21 protein-coding genes, 1 tRNA gene and 1 riboswitch are annotated in these 21,852 nt (G+C 66.8%); of the genes, 10 read left to right on the top strand and 12 right to left on the bottom strand.

All coding sequences use genetic code 11. The features are described from left to right. Window positions 1-675: an NYN domain-containing protein gene (locus MHY23_RS01765; RefSeq protein WP_239306160.1), complete on the bottom strand. Its 675-nt coding sequence runs from the start codon at window positions 673-675 to the stop codon at window positions 1-3. A 2-nt stretch (window positions 676-677) separates the two neighbouring features. Next, complete coding sequence (gene trmB / locus MHY23_RS01770) at window positions 678-1,448, bottom strand: tRNA (guanosine(46)-N7)-methyltransferase TrmB (protein WP_239306161.1); 771 nt, start codon at window positions 1,446-1,448, stop codon at window positions 678-680. A gap of 271 nt (window positions 1,449-1,719) precedes the next feature. Here trmB and MHY23_RS01775 point away from each other — a divergent pair, with 271 nt between their 5' ends. Then, a complete protein-coding gene (locus MHY23_RS01775) occupies window positions 1,720-3,546 on the top strand; it encodes a phosphoenolpyruvate carboxykinase (GTP) (protein ID WP_239306162.1) in 1,827 nt (608 codons plus the stop codon). 182 nt (window positions 3,547-3,728) lie between these two features. On the opposite strand, the gene MHY23_RS01780 is transcribed toward MHY23_RS01775, so the two are convergent. Next, on the bottom strand, window positions 3,729-4,472 hold the full coding sequence (locus tag MHY23_RS01780; protein ID WP_239306163.1) for a class I SAM-dependent methyltransferase: 744 nt from the start codon (window positions 4,470-4,472) through the stop codon (window positions 3,729-3,731). Window positions 4,473-4,507: 35 nt separating this feature from the next. On the opposite strand from MHY23_RS01780, the gene MHY23_RS01785 reads away from it, so the two are divergent. From MHY23_RS01785 to MHY23_RS01795, 3 genes are read left to right on the top strand one after another with little or no spacing between them, the layout of a single operon-like run. Beyond that, window positions 4,508-4,798 carry a type II toxin-antitoxin system Phd/YefM family antitoxin gene (locus tag MHY23_RS01785; protein WP_181889207.1) on the top strand — a complete coding sequence of 97 codons (291 nt, stop codon included), beginning with the start codon at window positions 4,508-4,510 and terminating at the stop codon, window positions 4,796-4,798. 1 nt (window position 4,799) lies between these two features. Next, on the top strand, window positions 4,800-5,183 hold the full coding sequence (locus MHY23_RS01790) for a type II toxin-antitoxin system VapC family toxin (RefSeq protein ID WP_239306164.1): 384 nt from the start codon (window positions 4,800-4,802) through the stop codon (window positions 5,181-5,183). Further along, window positions 5,180-6,238: a glycosyltransferase family 4 protein gene (locus MHY23_RS01795; RefSeq protein WP_239306165.1), complete on the top strand. Its 1,059-nt coding sequence runs from the start codon at window positions 5,180-5,182 to the stop codon at window positions 6,236-6,238. The genes MHY23_RS01790 and MHY23_RS01795 overlap by 4 nt, the downstream gene beginning before the upstream one ends. Here MHY23_RS01795 and MHY23_RS01800 read toward each other — a convergent pair. The 4 genes from MHY23_RS01800 to MHY23_RS01815 form a co-directional block, all read right to left on the bottom strand. After that, window positions 6,230-6,682 (bottom strand): DIP1984 family protein, encoded by a 453-nt coding sequence (locus MHY23_RS01800; RefSeq protein WP_239306166.1) that lies wholly within the window; start codon window positions 6,680-6,682, stop codon window positions 6,230-6,232. The two genes, MHY23_RS01795 and MHY23_RS01800, sit on opposite strands and share 9 nt — an antisense overlap. Before the next feature lie 336 nt (window positions 6,683-7,018). Further along, window positions 7,019-7,255, bottom strand: a complete 237-nt coding sequence (locus MHY23_RS01805; RefSeq protein WP_181889203.1) for a three-helix bundle dimerization domain-containing protein — start codon at window positions 7,253-7,255, stop codon at window positions 7,019-7,021. 168 nt (window positions 7,256-7,423) lie between these two features. Continuing rightward, window positions 7,424-8,842 (bottom strand): hypothetical protein, encoded by a 1,419-nt coding sequence (locus tag MHY23_RS01810; RefSeq protein ID WP_239306167.1) that lies wholly within the window; start codon window positions 8,840-8,842, stop codon window positions 7,424-7,426. Next, the gene (locus MHY23_RS01815; protein WP_239306168.1) at window positions 8,826-9,479 is read right to left on the bottom strand and encodes a DUF3068 domain-containing protein; all 654 of its coding nucleotides are present in this window, start codon (window positions 9,477-9,479) and stop codon (window positions 8,826-8,828) included. Before MHY23_RS01815 ends, MHY23_RS01810 begins: the two co-directional genes overlap by 17 nt. Before the next feature lie 37 nt (window positions 9,480-9,516). Here MHY23_RS01815 and MHY23_RS01820 point away from each other — a divergent pair, with 37 nt between their 5' ends. Then, complete coding sequence (locus tag MHY23_RS01820) at window positions 9,517-10,569, top strand: acyltransferase (protein WP_239306169.1); 1,053 nt, start codon at window positions 9,517-9,519, stop codon at window positions 10,567-10,569. Here MHY23_RS01820 and MHY23_RS01825 read toward each other — a convergent pair. Both MHY23_RS01825 and MHY23_RS01830 read right to left on the bottom strand, forming a co-directional pair. Further along, on the bottom strand, window positions 10,476-13,373 hold the full coding sequence (locus MHY23_RS01825) for an alpha-(1->3)-arabinofuranosyltransferase family protein (protein ID WP_239306195.1): 2,898 nt from the start codon (window positions 13,371-13,373) through the stop codon (window positions 10,476-10,478). The genes MHY23_RS01820 and MHY23_RS01825 overlap by 94 nt on opposite strands. A 15-nt stretch (window positions 13,374-13,388) precedes the next feature. Next, window positions 13,389-13,598, bottom strand: coding sequence for a DUF2613 family protein (locus MHY23_RS01830; protein ID WP_239306170.1), 210 nt, complete (start codon window positions 13,596-13,598; stop codon window positions 13,389-13,391). Between the two features lie 80 nt (window positions 13,599-13,678). On the opposite strand from MHY23_RS01830, the gene MHY23_RS01835 reads away from it, so the two are divergent. The 3 genes from MHY23_RS01835 to MHY23_RS01845 all read left to right on the top strand — a co-directional run bounded on the left by MHY23_RS01835 (window position 13,679) and on the right by MHY23_RS01845 (window position 17,715). Beyond that, the gene (locus MHY23_RS01835) at window positions 13,679-14,890 is read left to right on the top strand and encodes a glycoside hydrolase family 3 N-terminal domain-containing protein (RefSeq protein WP_239306171.1); all 1,212 of its coding nucleotides are present in this window, start codon (window positions 13,679-13,681) and stop codon (window positions 14,888-14,890) included. 118 nt (window positions 14,891-15,008) lie between these two features. After that, window positions 15,009-16,664: a VanW family protein gene (locus tag MHY23_RS01840; RefSeq protein ID WP_181889653.1), complete on the top strand. Its 1,656-nt coding sequence runs from the start codon at window positions 15,009-15,011 to the stop codon at window positions 16,662-16,664. Window positions 16,665-16,947: 283 nt separating this feature from the next. Further along, entirely contained in the window at window positions 16,948-17,715 is a 768-nt protein-coding gene (locus tag MHY23_RS01845; protein ID WP_239306172.1) for a hypothetical protein, read from the top strand. 61 nt (window positions 17,716-17,776) lie between these two features. Here the strand turns inward: MHY23_RS01845 and MHY23_RS01850 are convergent, their stop codons facing one another. Both MHY23_RS01850 and MHY23_RS01855 read right to left on the bottom strand, forming a co-directional pair. Further along, window positions 17,777-19,300, bottom strand: a complete 1,524-nt coding sequence (locus tag MHY23_RS01850) for an HNH endonuclease signature motif containing protein (protein WP_239306173.1) — start codon at window positions 19,298-19,300, stop codon at window positions 17,777-17,779. Window positions 19,301-19,451: 151 nt separating this feature from the next. Continuing rightward, window positions 19,452-20,273: a triacylglycerol lipase gene (locus MHY23_RS01855; protein ID WP_239306174.1), complete on the bottom strand. Its 822-nt coding sequence runs from the start codon at window positions 20,271-20,273 to the stop codon at window positions 19,452-19,454. 79 nt (window positions 20,274-20,352) lie between these two features. Then, window positions 20,353-20,487: riboswitch (SAM riboswitch) on the top strand. 16 nt (window positions 20,488-20,503) lie between these two features. On the opposite strand from MHY23_RS01855, the gene MHY23_RS01860 reads away from it, so the two are divergent. Next, a complete protein-coding gene (locus MHY23_RS01860) occupies window positions 20,504-21,082 on the top strand; it encodes a hypothetical protein (protein WP_239306175.1) in 579 nt (192 codons plus the stop codon). Between the two features lie 29 nt (window positions 21,083-21,111). Here MHY23_RS01860 and MHY23_RS01865 read toward each other — a convergent pair. Continuing rightward, window positions 21,112-21,182, bottom strand: a tRNA-Gly gene (locus MHY23_RS01865). 61 nt (window positions 21,183-21,243) lie between these two features. Between MHY23_RS01865 and dcd the strand changes: the two genes are divergently transcribed. Then, window positions 21,244-21,807: a dCTP deaminase gene (gene dcd, locus MHY23_RS01870; protein WP_035000205.1), complete on the top strand. Its 564-nt coding sequence runs from the start codon at window positions 21,244-21,246 to the stop codon at window positions 21,805-21,807. The last annotated feature ends 45 nt before the right edge of the window (window positions 21,808-21,852 follow it).

Genomic DNA, 21,852 nt, shown 5'->3' on the forward strand with positions numbered 1-21,852 from the left:
CTAGTCGCGGGTGTTGTGCAGCAGGGAGCGCAGCGGGCGGAACGGCTGCAGCCACGCGCCGCCGTCCGGCAGCCGGTCCAGGTTCACGCGCGGCAGCGGGTTCTGGAACACGCCCGGGATGTCCTCCAAGTCCACAAACTCCACGTCGGGGGAGTTCACCGCCCAGGAGGCGTGCTCGTGGAAACCGAGGACGGTCACCGGGATGCCGGCGTCGACCAGCTCGAGCAGCGGCTCCTGGAAGTTCTGCCCGTCAGCGGAGGCGACCACGACGCCCTGGAGTACGCCCTCGTCGCGGCGGCGCTGGATGTGGGCCAGCATGTCCTGGTCCACGTCCGAATCCTCGTCGCTCTTCGGCTTGGCAAACACCGCGAAACCGACGTTGCGCAGCGCTTCCACCCACGGGCGGATGGAATCCGCGCCTGCGGCGGCGACGTTGGTGAACACCGTCGCCTCCGGTTCGATGTCGCGGCCAAGCTCGTCGGCGCGGGCCTCGGCTTCGTCGATAAGCCAGCGCCCGATCGCGTCGAAGCGGGGACGGTGCGCCGCAGTCGGGCGTCCACCCAGGATCGCGCCGAGGCCCATGTCCAAGTTCGGCGCATCCCACACCAGCAGGTAGCTTTCCGGGCCGGCGGGCGCGCCCGGGGTGTACGGGTGCGACAGCGCTTGCAGATCCATGGCTACTTCTTCTCCCACAGGTACTCGCGGATCACATGATCCTTGTCCAGGCCTTTGCCTTCGAACTTAGTGATCACCTGCCGGTCCGTGAGCAGCGGCGCCTCCTCCCACGGCCAGCCCTTGTACTCGAGGGTGGGTTCAACGCTCACGAGCTCGTCGATCCACTCGGCGTATTCCGCGTGGTCCGTGGCAACGTGCAGCACACCGCCCGGCTTCAAGCGAGTGGCAATCAGGTTTAGAGTGCCGGACTGGATGATGCGGCGCTTGTGGTGGCGCGCCTTCGGCCACGGGTCCGGGAAGAAGATGCGAACGCCGTCGAGGGACTCCTCGCCGAACATGCGGGCCAGCACCTCCACGCCGTCGCCGCGCACCATGCGGATGTTGTCGATGCCGCCGCGCACCACCGAGCCCAACAGCTTGGCCAGTCCAGGCTTGTACAGCTCCACGGCGATGATGTTCGTGTCCGCCTCCAGCGGCGCCATCGCGGCGGTGGAGGTGCCGGTGCCCGAGCCGATCTCGACGATGGTGGGGTGGCCGGAGCGGCCGAACCACTCGTCGACGTCGATGGGATCGTCCGAGCCCTCCGCCAGTACGCGGCCCAGGCGCGGCCAATGCTCGTCGAACAGGGCCTCCTGGTTTTCCGTCAACGTGCCGCGGCGGAAGGTCACAGACCCCAGGCGCGGGTAGTCCAGGCCGGTGTCGAACTCGGTTTGCAGCGGGCGGCCCGCCGGCAATTCGCCCGTTCCGGGGCGCAGATTTTCAGTACTATTCATCACGTTTATTGTCCACATGAACAGGGCAAACGCAAGCTCCACGGGGCACCCCCGAAGGCGTCGTAAAGCGAAGGCTCAAGAACGGGCGACGGGGGTAGGGCGTCACCCCCGCTTGCAGCAAAGGTCGTGCTCGTGCGGTCTGGTTATATCCAGTGGGCGCGGATTGGTCGGAACTTTTGGCCAGATGAACGCCCGTTTCGATACTCTTGTGACGCAACAACGATGAATTTCGCACGCGCACTGGCCATAACCAGTTGAACAAGGAGTACGTATGACCGCCGAAATCAAGCGCCTGGAGGGGACCAACCCCACCGACAACGAAAAGCTAATCGCTTGGATCAACGAGGCGGTCGAGCTCTTCCAGCCCGACAAGGTCGTCTTCGCCGACGGCTCCCAGGAAGAATGGGACCGCCTCACCGCCGAACTTGTCGAGGCAGGCACCCTGATCAAGCTCAACGAGGAAAAGCGCCCCAATTCCTTCCTCGCCCGCTCCAACCCGTCCGACGTCGCACGCGTCGAATCCCGCACCTTCATCTCCACTGAGAACGAAGAAGACGCAGGCCCGACCAACAACTGGATGAAGCCGGCCGCGCTCAAGGAGGAGATGCTGGAGCACTTCACCGGCGCGATGCGCGGGCGCACCATGTACGTCGTGCCGTTCTGCATGGGCCCCATCTCCGACCCGGACCCGAAGCTCGGCGTGCAGCTGACCGACTCGGCCTACGTCGTGCTCTCCATGCGCATCATGACCCGCATGGGCACCCAGGCGCTGGAGAAGATCCAGGGCGAGAACTTCGTGCACTGCCTCCACTCCGTCGGCGCCCCGCTCGAGCCGGGCCAGGAGGACGTGGCGTGGCCGTGCAACGACACTAAGTACATCTCCCAGTTCCCGGAGACCAAGGAGATCTGGTCCTACGGCTCCGGCTACGGCGGCAACGCCATCCTGGCCAAGAAGTGCTACGCCCTGCGCATCGCATCCGTGATGGCGAAGGAAGAGGGCTGGATGGCCGAGCACATGCTCATCCTCAAGCTCACCTCCCCGGAGGGCAAGTCCTACCACGTCGCGGCCGCCTTCCCGTCCGCCTGCGGCAAGACCAACCTGGCCATGATCACCCCGACGCTGGACGGCTGGACCGCCGAGGTTGTCGGCGACGACATCGCCTGGATGAAACTGCGTGAGGACGGGCTGTACGCCGTCAACCCGGAAAACGGTTTCTTCGGCGTCGCGCCGGGCACCAACTACGCCTCTAACCCGATCGCCATGCGCAGCATGGAGCCGGGCAACATCCTGTTCACCAACGTCGCACTTACCGACGACGGCGACATCTGGTGGGAAGGCATGGACGGCGACAAGCCCGCCCACCTCATCGACTGGCGCGGCGAGGACTGGACGCCGGAATCCTCCTCCAAGGCCGCCCACCCGAACTCCCGCTACTGCGTGGCCATCGAGCAGTGCCCGGCCGCCGCACCGGAGTTCAACGACTGGCAGGGTGTGAAGATCGACGCCATCCTCTTCGGCGGCCGCCGCCCGGACACCGTGCCGCTGGTCACCCAGGCCCACAACTGGGAGCACGGCACCATGATCGGCGCGATGCTCTCCTCCGGCCAGACCGCCGCCTCCGCGGAGGCGAAGGTCGGCTCCCTGCGCCACGACCCGATGGCCATGCTGCCGTTCATGGGCTACAATGTGGGCGACTACTTCCAGCACTGGCTGGACATGGGCGAAAAGGGCGGCGACCGCATGCCGGAGATCTTCCTGGTCAACTGGTTCCGCCGCGGCGACGACGACCGCTTCCTGTGGCCGGGCTTCGGCGACAACTCGCGTGTGCTCAAGTGGGTCATCGACCGCATCGAGGGCAAGGTCGATGCCGACGAGACCGTGGTCGGCTACACCGCCCGCGCCGAAGACCTGGACCTGACCGGCCTGGACACCCCGATCGAGGACGTGCGCGAGGCTCTCACCGCCGACCCGGAGCTGTGGAAGGAAGACGTCGCGGACTCCCGCCGCTACCTCGAAGGCCTCGGATCCCGCGTGCCGCAGGAGATCTTCGACCAGCTGAAGAAGCTGGACGAGCGCATCCACGCTGCGACGAAGTAGACGCTTGAGTAGCACGGCAGTGATGTTGTATCGTTGCTGCTGGAAAACTTCAGACAGGATCTGTTGTTAATAGAGCTTAAGGCCTGCCGTTTGGCAGGCCTTTCGCTATTCTCATCGGGATGGCGGGGGAACTTGTAAGAAGCCTTAGCAGTGCTCGGATCCAAGCATATTAAGCCCCAGTACTAACCCTTGCGCAGCACGAGCACGAGGTTCGACACCGCGAACTCGCGCAGCAGCGGCACGCGGGTGACCCACCACGCCCACCACGGGTGGTAGCGGGGGAATGCGGCCGCGAGCTGGCCGGTGCCCTCCGCCCAGGCGAGGCCCTCGCGCGCGGAGACGGCGAACAAGCTCTCGCCGAAGATGTTCTTCGGGTCGCGGCCGTGCACCTTTGCGTATCGACGGCGCGCGTACTCCCCGCCCACGTAGTGCTGCCACAGCCCTGTTTCGTGCCCGCCGAACGGCCCGAGCCACACCGTGTAGCTGAGCACCACCAGGCCCCCGGGCTTGGCCACGCGCAGCATCTCGTCGCCCATGGCCTGCCAGTTCGGGATGTGCTCGGCGACGTTGGAGGAGTACACCGCGTCGAAGGAATCATCCGCGAAGGGAAGGGCGGTGCCGTCGCCACGCACCGCCCCGAAGCCGGTTAAGCCCGCCGCCGACAGTTCGGAGACGTTTGGTTCCAGCCCGACGTAGAAGCAGTCCGAGAAGGCGTCGGCGAAGTAGCCGGGCCCGCCTCCGACGTCCAGTACGGACTGGCCAGTGACGGGGGTGCCCAGGAGGTCGTGCGAGACGGCGTCGATAAGCGAACGCGTATCGCGGGCGAGCATGGAGTAGAAGATGCGCGGGCGGAATTGTTCGTAGGAAAACGCGCGCAACAGCCGGAGCGAGCGGGAAAGGGTGGCCATCCGGCGGGTACGGTGCATAGGCATACTGTAGCAACCGTGCTACAGTGCGGTGCATGGCCACGCCGGGATACGACGAATCGCTAGTCGAGCGCAGGATATCGCAGCGCGAACTGCGCAACGACTCTGCGCGGATCCTGCGCGCGGTGCGGGCGGGGCACAGCTTCGTTGTCACCAACAACGGCGAGCCGGTGGGGCGACTTGTGCCTCTCGACGAGCCGAAGCCGCGGCTGGCCATCACACGGCCCGCCACCCGTGTCGGCGGTTGGCTGGACCTTCCGGTGGAGCCGGCGGATGGCGAGCCGTTGGCTGAGATGCTCGATGATATGCGCGAGGACCGCTTCTAGGATGCGGCGGGTGTATACGGATACGTCAGCCATCGCCTGCCTGCTGAAAGCGGAGCCGCACACGCACGCGATGCGGCTGTGGCTCGAGGCGGGGGAGTGCGAGGTGGTTTCGTCGGACTTGCTCGAGATTGAGCTGCGGCGGCTGGCGGTGCGCTTGGGCAGGCCCCAGGGAGAGGTCACGCTGATCCTGCGCGGCATTTCGCTTGCGGAACTGAACCGGGCGACGCTGCGCAGCGCGAGCATGCTGCCCATGCCGTACCTTCGAACGTTGGATGCGATCCATCTGCAGGCCGCGCTGGACTTGGAGGCCGATGCGATGCTCACCTATGACAGTCGCCTCGCTGACGCCTCGCGTGAAGTGGGACTCGAGGTTATCGCGCCATGAAGATACTGCTTTTGTGCTGGCGCGACTCCACCCACCCGCAAGGCGGCGGGTCGGAGCGCTATCTCGAGCGCGTCGGGGAGTACCTGGCGGCACAGGGCCACGAGGTGATTTACCGCACCTCAACGCACACGGACGCGCCGAGGCGCTCTCGCAGGAAAGGGGTGCGCTACGAGCGCGCCGGGGGAAAGTTCGGCGTGTACCTTGCGGCGCCGCTATCGATTTGGCGCAACCGGCCGGACGTGGTCGTGGACACGCAAAATGGCATCCCATTTTTTGCGCGGCTGTTCACGAGAAAGCCCGTGGTGCTGCTGACGCACCACTGCCACAAGGAGCAGTGGCCGGTGGCGGGCCCGCTGATCCGCCGCCTGGGGTGGTTCTTAGAGTCGCGGGTGGCGCCGAGGGTGTACCGGGGTGCGCAGTACGTGACGGTGTCGCAAGCCTCGAAGCGCGACCTGGTGGCGCTTGGGGTGCGTGAGGAGGACATCGAGATCGTGGAAAACGGCGTCGACCTGGTGCCGGCGCACACGCCTGTGCTTCACGACGACCAAAGGTTGCACCTGGTCACCCTCTCCCGCCTGGTGCCGCACAAGCGCATCGAGGAGGCTATCGACGCGGTGGCGGGGATGGATGGCGCCGTCCTGGATGTGGTCGGTTCCGGCTGGTGGGAGGACCAGTTGCGCGAGTACGCCGCCCCGCACGGCGACAAGGTGGTCTTCCACGGGCACGTCTCCGAGGCTTACAAGCACGCGCTGCTTGAGCGGGCCACGGTGCACCTGCTGCCGTCGCGCAAGGAGGGCTGGGGGATCGCGGTGATCGAGGCGGCGCAGCACGGCGTGCCCACCGTGGCGTACGCGTCCGCAGGTGGGGTCGCCGACTCCATCCGCGACGGCGAGACTGGTCGGCTGGTGCATCCCGGCGAGGAGTTTGAGCAGGTTGTGGGGGAGACCCTTGGGCGTCGAGAAGCAATGGCTCCCGCGGCGCGCGAGTGGGCGGCGCGGTTCTCCTGGGAGGAGACCGGCCGGAGGTTCGCGATGATTATTGGAGCCCTAAAGTAGCTCAGTTGTCCAGTTGAGCTGCTGGATCTTTGTATCCAGCTCGCGGTAGGCCTTCGCGGCGCTGTCGGCCATGTCGCGCAGGGCTTTCACGTCCACGGCGGGGACGAAGCGGACCTCGGAGCGGGAATAGCGGGAGCCGGTCATGGTGCCGGCGTCGGCGACGGCGGCGTAGAGGCGGCGGGAGCGCAGCAGCGCGTCGCGGCGCGCGATGGCGTCGGTGAGCGTGGCGCCCTCGAAGGCGGTCTGCGCGTTGGTGTGGTTGATGCGGCGCACCAGCGTCTCAATCTCCTGCAGGAGTGCGGCCGCCTCCTCGAGCATGGCCGCTGGGTCCTCGACGGGTGTGTCGCCCTCCTGGATCATCGCGCCCTGCACCAGGCGTTCCTGCAGCTTGTTCAGGCGGTCCTGCGCCTCGGCGCGTCGCGCCAGTGCCTCTGCGAGCAGCATGAGTGCCTCCTTGTACGTTTCTGTCCCCGTTCCCAACCCTCGCGGATCCGCCCGGGGCACCCCCAACGTCGCGGTAGTAAACAGTGCTCGGTGCAACCCTGTGGTGGGGGTCGTGCCCGTGTGCGTCGTGCAGGCCGCAAGCGTTGTGCGTGTGAGCGGAATCGAACCGCTTCAGCCCTGATACGGCCACAAGGCGCCATGAGTGCGCCCTTTTCCCCGGACGCGTGGGGTTGACGTTCGCTGGGTGCCGGCGAGCTTTCCGCTACCGACAGTTTCGATCTAACATAGCAAAACGCCCAGCCGCTGGGAAGGGCTGGGCGTTGGGGTTGTGCGGGTTTACGCCGCGGAGGGGAACAGCTCGCCGTCGCGGAGACGGTCGCGCATCTCGGCCTCGACGAGGACCGGGATGAAGTCCTCGATCACAGCGGAGTTGCGGTGGGTGCGCAGGACAGCATCGAACGCGTCGTTGATCTCGAGTGCGTCGAACTTGCCGGCGTACTCGGCGAGCAGGTCCTCGCGGATGTTGCGCAGTGCGCGCTCGCGGATGATGCTGAAGTCAATTGTGTTAGCCATGTTGTGTTCCTCCTTGCAGAAGCTGTATCTGCTCCTTTTCTAGGCTCAGGGTTACGCATGTACGTAACCTGTTGTTAACTTGGCGTTCACTTTAAGCGACGAAAAGTGAACGATGCAAGAGGGTCAATGATTGGAATTTGTCATTAATTGGTCGGAGCCAACTAATTTTTAGAAATGTGCTGGTGAGGGGGTACGGTGCGCTCCCGTGTGATTTCGGACACACTGTAGCAATGGCACCATGCACCACAGGGCGAACAACGCGATCCCGGCAGGCGGTAGCGGGCGCGCGGGCTCACCAGTCTCGGCCACGGAACCGTCGGCGCGCACCACCACACCGACGCCCAGCTCGCGCAGGCGTTCCTGGTCGTCCAAGGCAGCCTGCGCCGCCGTCCACCGCAGCGACGGCGGGTCCACCGCCACCCCGTCCACCGTCAGCGCGCCAGATTCGACGACGTTCATGGCTTTGGGGGTGGGGTCGACGACCGGATGGCCGTCGATAGGTACAAGCGCGGGGCGGGATTCGAAGAGGACGTCGCGGCCGCGGTGGTCGACAGCGGGGACCTCGATGGAGGTGGGGGTCAGCGCCGCGAGGGCGATCGGCGCGTCCGGGACCTGGAGCAGGGCGAACGCGGCGGCGGCGAGTGCGCGGCGGGGCTCGAGCGCTCCGGCGGCGGCGACGAAGGCCGGGATGGCGAGGATGAGCCATTTCTGGCCGTCGCGGAGCAGGCCGCCGCCCGGGAGGTGCTGGATGAGTGGCGCGGTCAGGCCGGCCCAGGAGGCAAACGCCACCGCGAACCCCAGCGCCGCCAGCAGCAGAAAACGGCGGGGCACCGACCGCCAAGCCAAAGCGAGCAGGGCGCACAGCGCCACCCCGAACAGCGCGAACCCGAGCTCGCGGGAGGCCGGCACCGCCTGCCCGTTCCAGATCCCGCCCAGGCCCAGCAGCGAGCCGAGGGTGCCGGCGTAGGCCTCTGCGCGGGGTGCGAACGCCGCGGCGGACGCGGCCGAGGACGTGCCGGGTGTGCTGGCAAACACACCCGCCACCACCCACGGCAGGCAGGTGCACACGCTGACCGCAACTCCGCGCCACCCGCGGGAAAAACACGCCGCCGCTAGCGCGCCGGTGGGGGTCAGCGACGCCAACCAGTGCGCCAGGCCCGACGCCGGCACACACCCCAACGCCACCAACGGCAGCAGCCACGCCGCCGCGGCCAGCGACCACTGCCCTTGCAGCAGCCGCTCCACCACGAACGGGTTCCACACCGCCACCGTCATCGCCGCCGCCTGCCCGAACGGGGTGCGCCCGAACCGGTGCCCGGCCCACGCGGCGCACCCGGCAGCGGCGACCATGAACACGCGCACGAACGCCACCGGCCACGGCAGGATCCCCAACAGCGCGTCCTGCGGCACACTGCGCGCGGCCAGGTCACCCCAGCCGAGCGATGCCCGGGTGAGCGCCATAGCATCGAACACCATCATGTCCCGCAGCGCGAACGCCTCGCCGGGCATAAGAAACGGCCAGGTCAGCGACAACACCAGTAGCGCGCCGTACGCGGGCGCCCACCAGCGGCTAACGGCGGCGCGCATACAGCACCAGGCCCGCCACAAACGCCGCGGCGGCGATCACGCGCGTGACCACCGACATCACCTGCAGCCCCCGCAGCCACGCCACGTCGCGCCCCGCCGCCGACACCTGCGCCGCCTTGGTCTCCTCGGCCAGCACCCACTGGTCGGCGCCGCAGTCCCACACCTCGTCGACGATGCGGCCGGTGCGCCGCTCCGCATCCACGGTGCGCACGCAGCCGTCCGAAAGCGCCGCCGAGTACTTGTACGTGTCCAACCCCCGCACCGAACCGGGGCCCAGGTAGTCCAACCCGACGTCATCGCCGGACGTGGAGTCGAGCATCGGGTAGGTGCGCCGCTCCGGGCGGTAGGGCAAAAGCGGCCCCAGCCCGGCGCGCCCCTTCGCGGGAAAGGCGGTGGAGGGGTCGATGGGAAACGCGTCCACCTCTTCGCCGTCCAGCGTGACTACCGCATCCAGGCTCTTCGGGGCCTTGGTGAGCTCGATGGTGCGGGTGCGGGGCGAAGTGCCGTCGAAAAGCATGGTGTACTCGCCCGGATCCAGGGTGCGCTGCTGCGCAATCACGATGGGGGAGGCGAGGTTGAGCGCGCCGCACACGACGATGATGCCGAGGCAGGCGGCAAGTCGGCGTCGCAGGTTCACCCGTGTCACCCTACCGGGTGGCTAGACTTGCGCCATCGTGAACAGACCCGCCATTTTGCCCGAGCTCGACGGCCTGCGCGCCGTGGCCGCCTACGGCATCGTGGCCACGCACGTCGCCTTCCAGACCGCCACCGGCTCCGCGGTGCTGGAGCGCTTCGACTACTTCGTGGCCGTCTTCTTTGCGCTTTCGGCGTTCCTCCTGGCGCGCGGCGGTCTCCGTGAGGGCTACTACGGGCGGCGGGTGTCGCGCCTTGCACCCGCGTATCTTGTGTGCGTGGTTGTGGTGCTGCTCGCGCTGCCGCCGCTCGCGGGGGTGACGTGGGGCCAGGTCGCGGCGAATGTGCTGCTTGCGCAGATTTACGTGCCGCATTCGCTTATCGACGGGCTCACGCAGATGTGGTCGTTATGCGTCGAAGCCGCCTTCTACTTGGTCCTGCCGCTGTACCTGCGCCTCGGGTCGTGGGGGCGGCACGCGGCGCTGGCGGGGGCCGTGGTGCTGGGCCTGGCGTGGCCGTGGGCGGTGTCGGGTGTGACGGATCCGGCGGTGGTGAACATGCAGATCTGGCCGCCGTCGTACGTCCCCTGGTTCGCGGTGGGGCTTGTGCTGGCGGAGCTGGAGCGCGCCGGCGTGCGCTACACCGGCCCGCGCTGGCCGGTGGCGGCACTGGCGCTGCCGGTGGCCTGGGTCGGGGGCGTGGTGGGCCCGCGGGGGCTGGCACACCCCTCGCCGGCGGAGTTCAACGTGCGGGTGCTGCTCGGCGCGGTGTTCGCGGCGCTGGTGGTCGCGCCGTTCGCGCTGGGGCAGCGGCAGCGCGGCACGGTGCTGTCGTCGAATGTCATGCGCACCCTGGGCCACTGGTCCTACTCGGTGTTCTTGTGGCATATGGCGGTGCTGTACTTCGTATTCCCCGTGCTGGGGGTGCCGATGTTCTCGGGCGGGTTTGTACTGGTCTACGCGGCCACCGCGCTGGCGAGCACCGCCGTGGCCTACATCTCCTACGAGCTGGTGGAGGTGCCGGGCGCGCGGTTGGTCAGGCAGGCCACGGCGAACAGGCCGGCCACGACCAAGAAGGTGGAGGAACCGGCGTAGTTCGCCGCCGGCCACGGCGCGCGCGCCAGCACGAGCCCGCAGATAGCCATGGTGCCGGCCGCGACGCGGTGCATCGGTAACACGGTGAAGCGGCGCACCACCCACGCGAGGGCCACCGCCGCTAGGCTCTGGAACGGGAACGCGGCGATCACCGCGACGGTCGGCACCCAGTTCGCGCCTGCTTTCGGCACGTACGGGGTGCCGTCCTCGCGCCGCCACGGCAGCCACAAACACAGTGCGAGCACGAGCAGGCTGAACGCCCCGCCGAAAATCAGCGAGTAGCGGTAGGCGCCCTCGCCCGCGAAGCGCATCTCGAACTCGCCGTCGGCTCCCGGGGGGACGCGGAAGGCCTGGGCGCCGGCGTCGATACGCACGGGCTCCAACTCGTTGCCGCCGAGGGTGGCGCGAAGCCCGTCGTTGAACGCGCGGGTGGTCAGGATCAGCCGGTCGCCGGTGCGGTTGGGCATCGGTGCGCGGGAGAGCATGACCGTATCCGTGCGGGTGAACAGCTCGTGGGTGCCGGCTTCGAGGAAGACGCTGCCCACGCGGCGCTCGCCGTCGATGGTGGCGGGCGCGCTGAGCTGCCACGTGGCGTCCTCGGCGGTGGTGAAGCGGCGCTGGATAACCGTGTGCTCGGGGAAATGCCGCTGGAAGAAGTAGCGGTCCGCGGTGCCCTCCACCTCGACGATGCGGTGGATGCCCACGTCGAGTTCGCGGATGCCCACGGGTTCGGTCAGCTGCAGGATGGTGGCGTCGCCGCGGGTGAGCCTGCGCGGCTGGTCTTTGACCAGGGTGACGCTGCGGCAGTTGCTGTGCCCGTCGCACAGCTGGACGGTGGTGTCCGCGGTGGCGGCGATGGTGACGTGCTCCTGCTGGGTTTGGAACTCGATCCAGGCGTCGCGGTCGCCGGGCGCGGGCCACCAGGCGGTCTCGTTTACGCCGTCGAAGGCGGAGGTGAGCGACTTCGACGCGTCGGGACCGCCGAACGCGCCGGCATCCGCGGCCGAGGACGACGCGCGGGCGAAGCCGTCCGCCGCCACCGCCGCGCGGGAGCCGGCAGACGGGTAGTCCTTCACACGGTTGCGCACCGTGCCGTCCTCCCACTCGGCGGCGAGATAGCCGGACTGGCCGTCGATGGTGCCGTAATTGCGCACCGCAAGCGCCGGGGTGTCGGTGACCACATCGGCATCCCCGCCGGTCAGTCGCGCCGGGAAGTAGCCGAGTTCGCGCCACAGCAGCGGCAGCACCTCGCCGCCGCCGTCCACCGCGACCGGCTCGCGGTCCGTGTCCATCACGTCCGCGTGAGGGTCCAGCAGGAAGATGTCCACCTCGCCGAAGCTCGCATCCGGCTCGCCCATATTCGGCGTCGGCGGTTGGCGCTCAAGGTCGCGGCGCACCACCACCGCGCCCACACCAATGGAACGCAGCGCTTGCCTATCGACGAGCTCCGCCTGCCCCTCCAACCCCCGAATCGCCTCCGGATCCACCAGGGGCACCGCGTCGCGGAACGCGAAACGCGCCTGGGTCAGCGCCTGGATCGGCTCGTCACGCGTCCACCCCCACGTCTGCCGCGCAAACGACGCCGGCGGGACCACAAGCGTGCGGGTGCCGGCGGCGTGCTCGTCCAACCACTGGCCCGCGGCGACCCAGTCCTCGGACACCTCGTGCCAGGTGCCCTCCGGCAGCAGGCGCAGCGACCACGCTGGCGCCACCGCCATTGCGGCGGCAAGGGTGATGCCGACAGCCTTCGGTCGGTTCACGTTCGCGGCCAGGTGCCCGGCGCCGAGCGCGAGCGGCAGGTGGACCAGGGGGTCGAATTTGTGCAGGTTGCGGAAGGGGGCGAGAGCACCGTCGTAAAGCGAAGTGCTCATGTGCGCAGAGCCGAGCACCCAGAAGCCCACCGCGAACACCGCGAGCAACGGCCCGCGCCACGGCATGTCGCGGCGCGCCAGGCCCGCGAGACCGAACGCGGCGACGAGGCAGGTGGCTATGACGAAGGTCGGCTCCGCCACCAGCAGGTGGCCGGCGGCGCGCTCCGTGTCCACGAACGGGGTCCAGCTGGTGGTGCCGCGCAGGATCTCCACTGGGTTGAGCCACGCGGTGGTCACGCCGGCGGACTCGATGAAGTCCGTGAACGGCGGGGAATAGCGGCCCAGCACCAATAGCGGCCCGATCCACCACGCGGACACCGCCGCCGCCCCGACGGCGAACTTGCCGGCGGTTTTATAAGCACGCCGCGCGATGAGCAGCACGAACGCCGGCAGGCACGCGGCGATGGTGGCGGTGGCGTTGACCGCGCCCATGCACGCCACCGCCACCACCGCCGGCGCCACCTGTGGGTTGCGGCGCGTCAGCGGGATCAGCGTCCACGGCACCAGCGCCACCGGCCACGCCTCCGAGGAAATCGCGGTGAGGGTAGTCAGGATGCGCGGACTCAGCGCGTACACCGCCGCCGCGAGGACCTGCGGAAACGTGCCGCGGATACCGACCCGCCGCGCCAACGCGAGCGTGCCGGAGTACGCCAACCCCAGCAACAGCCACCACCACGCGCGCTGGATCAGCCAATCCGGCACATGCAGCAGATCCCCCGCCAGGAAGAACGGCCCCTGCGGAAACAAATACCCGTACGCCTGGTTTTGCACCTGGCCCAGCGGAAACTCGTCCGTGTAGGCGTGCGTCGCGCGGCGCAGAAACCGCGCCGGGTCGGCGATCAGGTCGAATTTCGTGTCCGCCGCAACCTGGCCCGGCGGCTGTGCAAGCACAACAACGAGCAGGACCAGCCAGCCTGCGAGGTGCGCGCGCATCCCCCGCACCAGCGCCTACTTCCTCGAGCCGTACTCCGGCCCGCCGAGAACCGCCTCATCCGCCGGCACCGCCGAACCCTGCGGCACCGTGGACTGCCCGGACACGGACGCGATGCCGAGCACCCCCACAACACCGAGCACCACGCCAACGACCGTGCTGGCCAAAACGGGCGCGGTGGCGCGCCGGGCAAGCGACGCCGGCAGGGCAAATACTCGGTGGGACATGTCGGAGAAGCCTACCAGCAGCGGGTACAGTGGCTGTGGTTTGAAACAGGGTTTGAAACAGGCGACAAGGGGAATGGTTTATGCGGGCTCGGACAGGTGCGGCGCTGCTCGCACTTGTTTGCCTATCGACGTTTAGCTTCGCCGGATGTGCCGAACAGTCTGAGGACAACGCTGCTGAGTCGGCGGTTTTGGAGACTGCGGTTGCGGGCCGGGAGGACGTCGACAAGCAAGAAGCCCCCGAGATGGTGCCGCCTACTTCGCCCCCGGCCGCGCCCGCACCCTTGTCGCCCGCGCAGCAGCGCGTGCCGGACGACCTGCGGCAAAAGGTTGCTTCGCTCATGGTGGTCGGCGTGGCCAACTACGACCAGGCGCGGTTTGCGCTTGACCAGGGTGTCGGCGGGCTGATCATCCCCAGCTGGGCTGACCCGGCGCTGCTGACCGAGGTGGGCCGCGACATCAACGCCCTGCGCGCCCAGTACCACCGGCCGTTCAGCGTCGCCATCGACTTCGAGGGCGGCCGCGTGCAGCGGCACACGCAGGTCCTCGGCGAGTTCATGCCGCCGCGCGCGCTCGCCGGGCAGCCGCCCGAGGTGATCCGCGGCACCGGCTACGACATCGGCCGATCCCTGCGCGCCCACGGCATCAACGTGGACTACGCACCGCTGCTGGACCTGGACGTCAACGGCCTGGACATCGTGGGCGACCGCTCCTTCCACGGCAACCCCGACGAGGTCGTGCGCGTCGCCGGGCTGTTCTCGCAGGGGCTTATCGACGCCGGGGTGACCCCGACGTTCAAACACTTCCCCGGCCACGGGCGCGCCTCCGGGGACACGCACCACCACTTGGCCGTTACCCCGCCGCTGGACCAGATGCGCGAGCTGGACCTGCGCCCCTACGGCCCGCTGCTGGAACAGTTCCCCCGTGTGAGCGTGATGATGGGCCACATGATCGTCCCCGGCCTTGGCCCGGACGGCGTGCCCAGCTCCATGAACCCGGACACCTACCGGCTCCTGCGCACCGGCGACTACCCGGGCGGTGTGCCCTTCGAAGGCGTGGTGGTCACCGACGACCTGTCCGGCATGCGCGGCATTCTGGACTACGCCCCCACCCGCGACGCCGTGGCCAGGGCGATCGGCTCCGGCGCGGACCAGGCGCTGTGGTCCTCCGGCGCGGACCTGCCCGGCATCATCGACCACATCGTGTGGTGCGTGCACAACGGCTACATCCCTGAAGCCCGCGTGGACGAGGCCGCCACAAGGGCGCAGCAGCAGCTCATCGACGTGGGGTTGTAGGCGTCTCTCCGGCTATGAGAGATCAAAGATCTGCATTACTGTGGGGCCCGTGACTACGGTGAAGGCAACCTCGCACAGGAAAGGACGCGCAGGCACCGCCAAGGGCGGGCCGGGCGTGATGGGCCGCGGCGCCAAAATCACGCTCAGTGTGCTCCTAGGCATCCTCGCCGTGGCGCTCGCGATTTATCTGGCGGATCTGGCTACCCACCGCGGCAACGTCCCCCGCGGCACCCAGGTCGGCGGCGTGGACATTGGTGCCATGGTGCCTGATGAGGCGCGCGAGAAGCTCCAGGCTGAACTCGGCGGCGTCGCCGACAAGGCCGTGCCGGTCAAGGCGGGGGAGAAGGCCACCGAGTTCGTTCCCGCGAAGTCTGGCCTGGGCATCGATTTCGACGCCACGGTGGACGCCGCCGGCATCGAGACCGCTAACCCCGTCGAGCGCTTCCGCGGTCTGTTCACCACCCGCGAGGTGGATGTCGTACCGACTGTCGACGACAAAGCCCTGGGCGGCCAGCTCGACCGCATGACCGAAGAGCTGCACGTGGACCCCGTCGACGGCACTATCCGCGTGCAGGGTGGCAAGGCCGAAACCACCGACCCGAAGCTCGGCCAGGACGTGGACCGCGCGACGCTTCGCGACGAGGTGACCACCGGCTGGCTCAACCCGGACGGAGTTGAGGTGGAGCCGAAAGAGGTGCAGCCCGCCATCAACGACGATGCCATGAAGGCCGCGCTCGGCGGCCCCGTGCGCGCGGCCCTCGACGGACCGATCACCGTCACCGGCAAGGACGGCGTCGCCGCCGCGGTGCCGCAGGACCGCATCGGCGAAATCGTGCAGTTCCCCGCGGTGGAAGGTCGCATCGCGCCCGAGGTGAACCTGGATGCGGCGCGCACAATCCTGGGCGACCAGCTCGCGGAGACCGAGGCGGAGGGCAAGAACGCGCGCGTGTTGGCCGGAGGCGGCGTCGAACCGTCCGTGGACGGCTCCGTGGTGGACTGGGACGCCACCCTGGCCGACTTTGAAAAGCGCCTGACCGGCGGGGCTTCCCGCGAATGGGACGCGGTGTACAAGGACGTGCCCGCGCAGTTCACCACTGAGCAGGCGCAGAACGCCACCTTCAACGACGTTGTCGGTTCGTTCACCACCAGCGGCTACTCGGGCGCGTCCGGCACCAACATTGCGCTGGTGGCCCAGACCGTCAACGGGGCGGTAGTGAACCCGGGCGAGACGTTCTCTCTGAACGGCTACACCGGACCGCGCGGCCCCGCGCAGGGGTACGTGGAGTCCGGCATCATCCTCAACGGGCGCGCAGACACCGCGGTCGGCGGCGGCATCTCCCAGTTCGCCACCACCTTGTACAACGCCTCCTACTTTGCCGGCATGACGGATGTGGCGCACATGCCGCACTCTTACTACATCTCCCGTTACCCGGCCGGCCGTGAGGCCACCGTGTACGAGGGGGCGATCGATCTGCAGTTCCGCAACGACAGCCCGTACCCGGTGCGCATCGCCACCAGCGTCGGCGGCGGTGAGGTCACGGTGAGCCTGATGGGCGTTAAGACCGTGACCGTCGAGTCCGTCAACGGTGGCCGGTGGGCGCAGACGCAGCCCCAGCCGGTGAACGTCTCCGGCTCGAACTGCGCGCCGTCTTCGGGCGCGCCTGGTTTCACCACCTCCGACACCCGCATCATCTACGACCTCGCCGGAAACGAGCTCAGCCGGGAGACCCAGACCACGGTGTACGACCCGCAGCCGATCGTGCGCTGCGGTTAGCGGTTAGTGTGCGAACTAATGTTCGATACAAGTTGCTAATTCGCGCAAAAGCATCGGGGGACGTGGAACAATTAGCGAAAAGGTAGTTGGGGTAAGGAGGCCAAAATGTCAGCACCCCTGATGAGACACCTGACGCCGCAGGAGGCTCGCGGAGAACTACGCAGACTCGAGCGAAGCGTGGATGGTGGAATCGAGAATTTTGAAGAGCGTGCTCGATTCTTCGATCTCTCGCCACGAGAGCAGGCGGTTTGGGAGCGTATCCGGGAACTTCGGTGGCTGCTCAATGGCTGATTCGGGAGGTCGAAGTCTCGAGAACGCGGTAAAAGAATTCGACCGCGAACTTTCGGCGTCGCTCTCCGTCTTTGCTGGCTCGTGTCCGCCGTTTGAATACAGCTGGCTGGATACTGGGCGCGGCGTATCGGTCTCGATACGGTTCGAGCAGCAGAATGAGCGGCCGGGTATCCTTCCCCTTCTGTCCAAGGGGAAGGCAGTCATCGGAATTAAACCTGAGTACCGCTGTTCGTGGGATACGACTAGAAGGTTTCTAGCTGTTGAGAGTTCGAGTTTTGCCGTTCACCCATACGCGCAACCGGGGTTGGACCCGCTGTTTCGTGTTGAATACCTGCGGGGGAGCAGTCGCAAATACCCAACCTCTCATTTCCATGTGCATGCGCATCGAGATGAATTCACGCACTTACTGGGATTTGCGGCCAAGCTTGATACTCAAAAATCGGCGCAGGTAAACACGTATTTCAAACGCGGCACTCTCCTTTCGGATTTTCATTTTCCTACCGGGGGTCCTCGTTTCCGGCCCTGCCTTGAGGACGTCCTTGAAGCATTGAGGGTCGAATTCGACCTCGATGTCGACAATGCCCGCTGGCAACAGCAACTCCAGAACGCTCGGGAGAAGTGGCGTCGAATTCAAACCGCAGCGGTTGTGCGCGACTGCCCAGACGAAGCAGTTCGTGTGCTGATTGAGGACTTCGGGCTTCCCGTCCCAGAGGGGTGGGATACCCCGGTCTGCGATGTGGAGAAGATGACTAGGAGCTGACTGTGCAGTATGGATGGCAGGGGACAGGTGGTGCCCTGCCATGTGCGCGCAGCGCTAACTCTCACGCTATGTTGCCGCCCCGGTCGGGGCCGGCCCTGGACCCATCGCCGATGTCGAATAACGGCGGGTCGGTGATTGTCTGGTTCGGTGGGTCGTCGAACGCGGGGTATTTTTTCCGCACCCGCCTGATAGTCCTCTGACCAGGCGATTCCTGGTACTGGCGGGTCGTGGTCGGCGTCGGTGGCCCGCCGTCGGCGGGGTGGTGGGTGACGTCCCAGGTGGAGGGGTCTTTCTCGAAGTGTCCTTTGCCACCTGCGCCGTCTCTGTTGTCGTTGTTGCACATGTGGTGCTCGCGACACAGGAGGACCAGGTTTTCCAGGTCTGTGAACCCGCCGTGCAGGTACGACTGGATGTGGTGGGCTTCCAGTTGCACGCCTGGCTTGGTGCATCCGGTCCAGGCGCACACCTGCTGCATGGCCAAAAGCACCAGTTTCTGCTCCACGCTTGCCAACCGCGCACGCCCGAGGGACAGCGGCACCCCGGTGCACGAGTCCAGCTGCAGGGCAAACGAATCGCCCGCCAACCCGAGCCGGACCATGTCCAACGCGGTCAACGACACCGAGGTGTTGGTGGCGAACTCGGTGTACGCGTCCGCCCCCATGAGGTCTTCCAGCGTCAGCGTTATCACCACGGTGCCGATGCCCTTGCGCGCCGCGGTGGAGGAGTTCGCGTGGTCACCAACGATGTCCATGAGTTGGTCGAACCGCCGCTGCCCGCGGGTGCGCTTGTCCTCGGCGCCGGGCGGCAGGTTCGCCCCGGGCGACTCGCCGGCGGCCAGCGCGGCCTCGAACGCGGCGCGGCTGGCTTTGTCGAAGTAGATCTGCCCCCAGGAACCGCCGTCGCTGTCCTCCTCGCCGAAAATCATGGTTCTCTTCTTAAACGCGGCGAGCGGGTCCTTGTTGCCCTCGTAGTCCCGGCCCTTGCGGTTGGCACGCTTGACCAGTGTGTTCACGTGCTTCCGCAGTTCTTCCGCGGACATCGTCTCCGCCGCCTCGAGCGCCTGCGCGTAGATCTCGTCGCGGCCCGGGTCCGAGTGTTCGTTGAGCTGCATCAGCGCCCGTTCGATGATGCGCTTCTTCTCCGCGTTGGCCTTCGCCGCCGCCTTCCGCGCGCGCTCTTTGGCCTTGCGCGCTTCTTCTTTGCGGCGCTCTTCTTCCTCGGTTTGCTGCTTGCGTTCTTCCTCGTCCATCAGCGGATCCGAGGGTGGGGTGGGCACCTCGACCTCGCCGAACATCGTCTTCGCCTGGTTGAGCAGGCTAAAGGCGTCGGCCCGAGGGAGCCCGAGCTGCTTGGTCAAATACTCCACAGGGTGGTTGGCGCCGACCAACCGGCCAGCCCCGTCGCGCTCGCACAGGTGCGCAAACGCGATGTTCGCGTTGGAGAGCAGCGGCAGCGCCGCGTGCAGCCGTTCCATCGCCTGGTGCGTGGACAGAAGGTGGAGGGATTCGGGCTGCATCATGAGCGCCTCGAGAGCTTTCAGGCTATCGACGAGCTGGTCCACGTGGTGGTCAATCACCGTGGTCATGGGCGGATCCCTCCCTTCAGGTGCGCACTGTCAACGAATGAACAATGCATACGCTACGACACGCCTCCGACACGACCGTCACAAAACCAAACGCACGTTCGAATAACCCTAAATGGCCAGAAACTTTAGCTCGTCGATAAGCAAAAGGTGCTCACTCGAATTGTGCAGGCGGCACATGGTCGCCCACCTCGCGCAGCAGCCCCCACACGGTGAGGTCCGCGTACAGCGGGTCGCGCGGCATGAGTGCGTGGTAGGGCGCGTAGCCGTCGTACCACTGTCCGGAGTCGATGTTCGCCACATCCGCGCCCGGCACGGCCTCCAGCATCGACGCGGATGCCGGGGTGACCACCGTGTCCGCCGGCGAGTAGATGGAGGTGTACGCGATTCCCGGCACGGTGTCCGGGCCGCTCAAAAACTCGCGCAACCAGGCGGAACCTGCGAGCTGCTGCGCCGCCCCCGGGGCGAATATCGCGGTGAAGTGCGGGTGCTTCGAGGCGAACGCGCCCATCTGTCCGGCCAGCCCGCGGAAGTCGGTGCCGTGGAAATTGCCGCCCATCGCCACCACGCGCCGCACCTTCTCCGCACCCCCGCGCGAAATGAACAGCTTGGTCATCAGCGCGCCCTGCGAGTGTGCCACAATGTCCACCTGCTCAGCGCCGGTTTTCCGCAGCACGCGGTCCACGTGCTCTTCCACGTCCCCCACGATCGAATTCAGGTCGCCCGCGCCGAAGAACCCGGGCGCGATCATGTCGCCGTAGTCGTAGCCCCAGACCCAAAACCCCTGTTCTTTCAGCCTTTGCGCGTTCGACTCAAACGCGGCGGTGCGCGAGTTGATCCCGTGCACGTACATCACCGGTGTGGGGTGTGTGGGTTGAAAATTCCGGTCGTTGAACGGCATCGGCGGGCGGTTTTGCAGCCCGCGCACCGCCCCGTACCCGGCCGCCAGTGTCATCATCGCGCTGCTGAGTTTCATCCCTTAGAGCATATTGCTTATCGACGTCCTCCGGCCCCCACTTGCAGTAGACCAAGCGGTCTGTTATTGTCCTGGTTTGGATCACGAAGTCCGACGCACCCTGCACAAGGGAAAAGCCTCCCGGCTCGTCGGCTGGCAACCGCGCATATCGCGCACGGTGCCCCCGGGGGAAGATCCGCCGGCACGCGCAACCGCCGCGCCGGAAGTGCGATTCTCGAAGGAGATCAACCATGTCTTCCGACATGAACGACATGTCCAACATGCCCACCGACTGGACCCCTGCCACCCTGGCCCACATGAGCGGAACTACGTTCGCGTTCACGCTCGATGAGACGGGCGAAAGTGTCGTCGCAAAGTTCGACAGCCCGATGGAAGCGGCCCGTTTCGTGGGTAACACTGGCCCGAAGTTCGACTACTCGCCGAAAGCGGGCGCGATCCGCGTCGGGGATGCCGTTGTCCCGCTGCCCAAGCAGCCGGCCGGACGCCGTGAATGCACTTACAAAGAGTGCGACAGGCAGGCCGAAGGCCACAAAAACCACTACATCCCGGTGCTTCGCGCCATGAACCTGAAGCACTCCTGGTTCCCCGTCGAGGCGGCGGAGCAGGACGGCACGAAGCTCACCTTCCGTTTCCGCAGCGCAGTGGGGGAGGAGAACGTCACCGGCTATAACCACGACCCCGAGGAACTTGCGCTGGCGGAGGAGTACAACCCGGATTGGAACATCCTGCGCTTCAAAACGGAGAATGGGAGGTACCGCGCGGTGTTGCTGAGCAAGAAGCCGCTGACGCCGTGCACCACGGAAAGCTAGATCCGAGGAAGCCCCGAAAAAGAAAAGAGAGCCGGCGACGAGAATCGAACTCGCACTCTCAGCTTGGGAAGCTGATGTTCTACCACTAAACTACGCCGGCAGCTCTGCCAACTTTAGCACCACGGATTCGCGGCCCAAAACAGGGAAGTACACTCTGATTCGTGTTGCTTTCAGATCACGACATCCGCGATGCCATTGACTCCGGCCACCTCGGTATCGACCCGTTCGATGCCGAGCTCATCCAGCCGAGTTCGATCGATGTGCGCATTGACAAGTTCTTCCGCGTTTTCAACAACTCGAAGTACACGCACATTGACCCGAAGCAGGAGATGCCGGATCTGACCACGCTCGTCGAGGTGCCGGACGGCGACGCGTTTGTCCTGCACCCCGGCGAGTTCGTGCTCGCCTCCACCCTGGAGTGCTTCACACTGCCCGCGGACCTGGCGGGCCGCTTGGAGGGCAAGTCCTCCCTGGGCCGCCTGGGGCTGCTCACGCACTCCACCGCAGGCTTCATTGACCCGGGCTTTTCCGGCCACATCACCTTGGAGCTGTCCAACGTGGCCAACCTGCCCATCGTCTTGTGGCCGGGCATGAAGGTCGGCCAGCTTGCGCTGTTCAACATGACCTCGCCCGCGGACACCCCGTACGGCTCCGGCAAGCTCGGCTCGAAGTACCAGGGCCAGCGCGGCCCCACCCCGTCGAAGGCGTACCTGAACTTCCAGTAAATCCGTTCTTCACCCTGCCGACGTCGCCGCTCCACGGCATAATGG

Origin of the sequence: Corynebacterium sp. ACRQP (genome assembly GCF_022345915.1) — a bacterium.
Classification (GTDB): Bacteria; Actinomycetota; Actinomycetes; order Mycobacteriales; family Mycobacteriaceae; genus Corynebacterium; species Corynebacterium lehmanniae.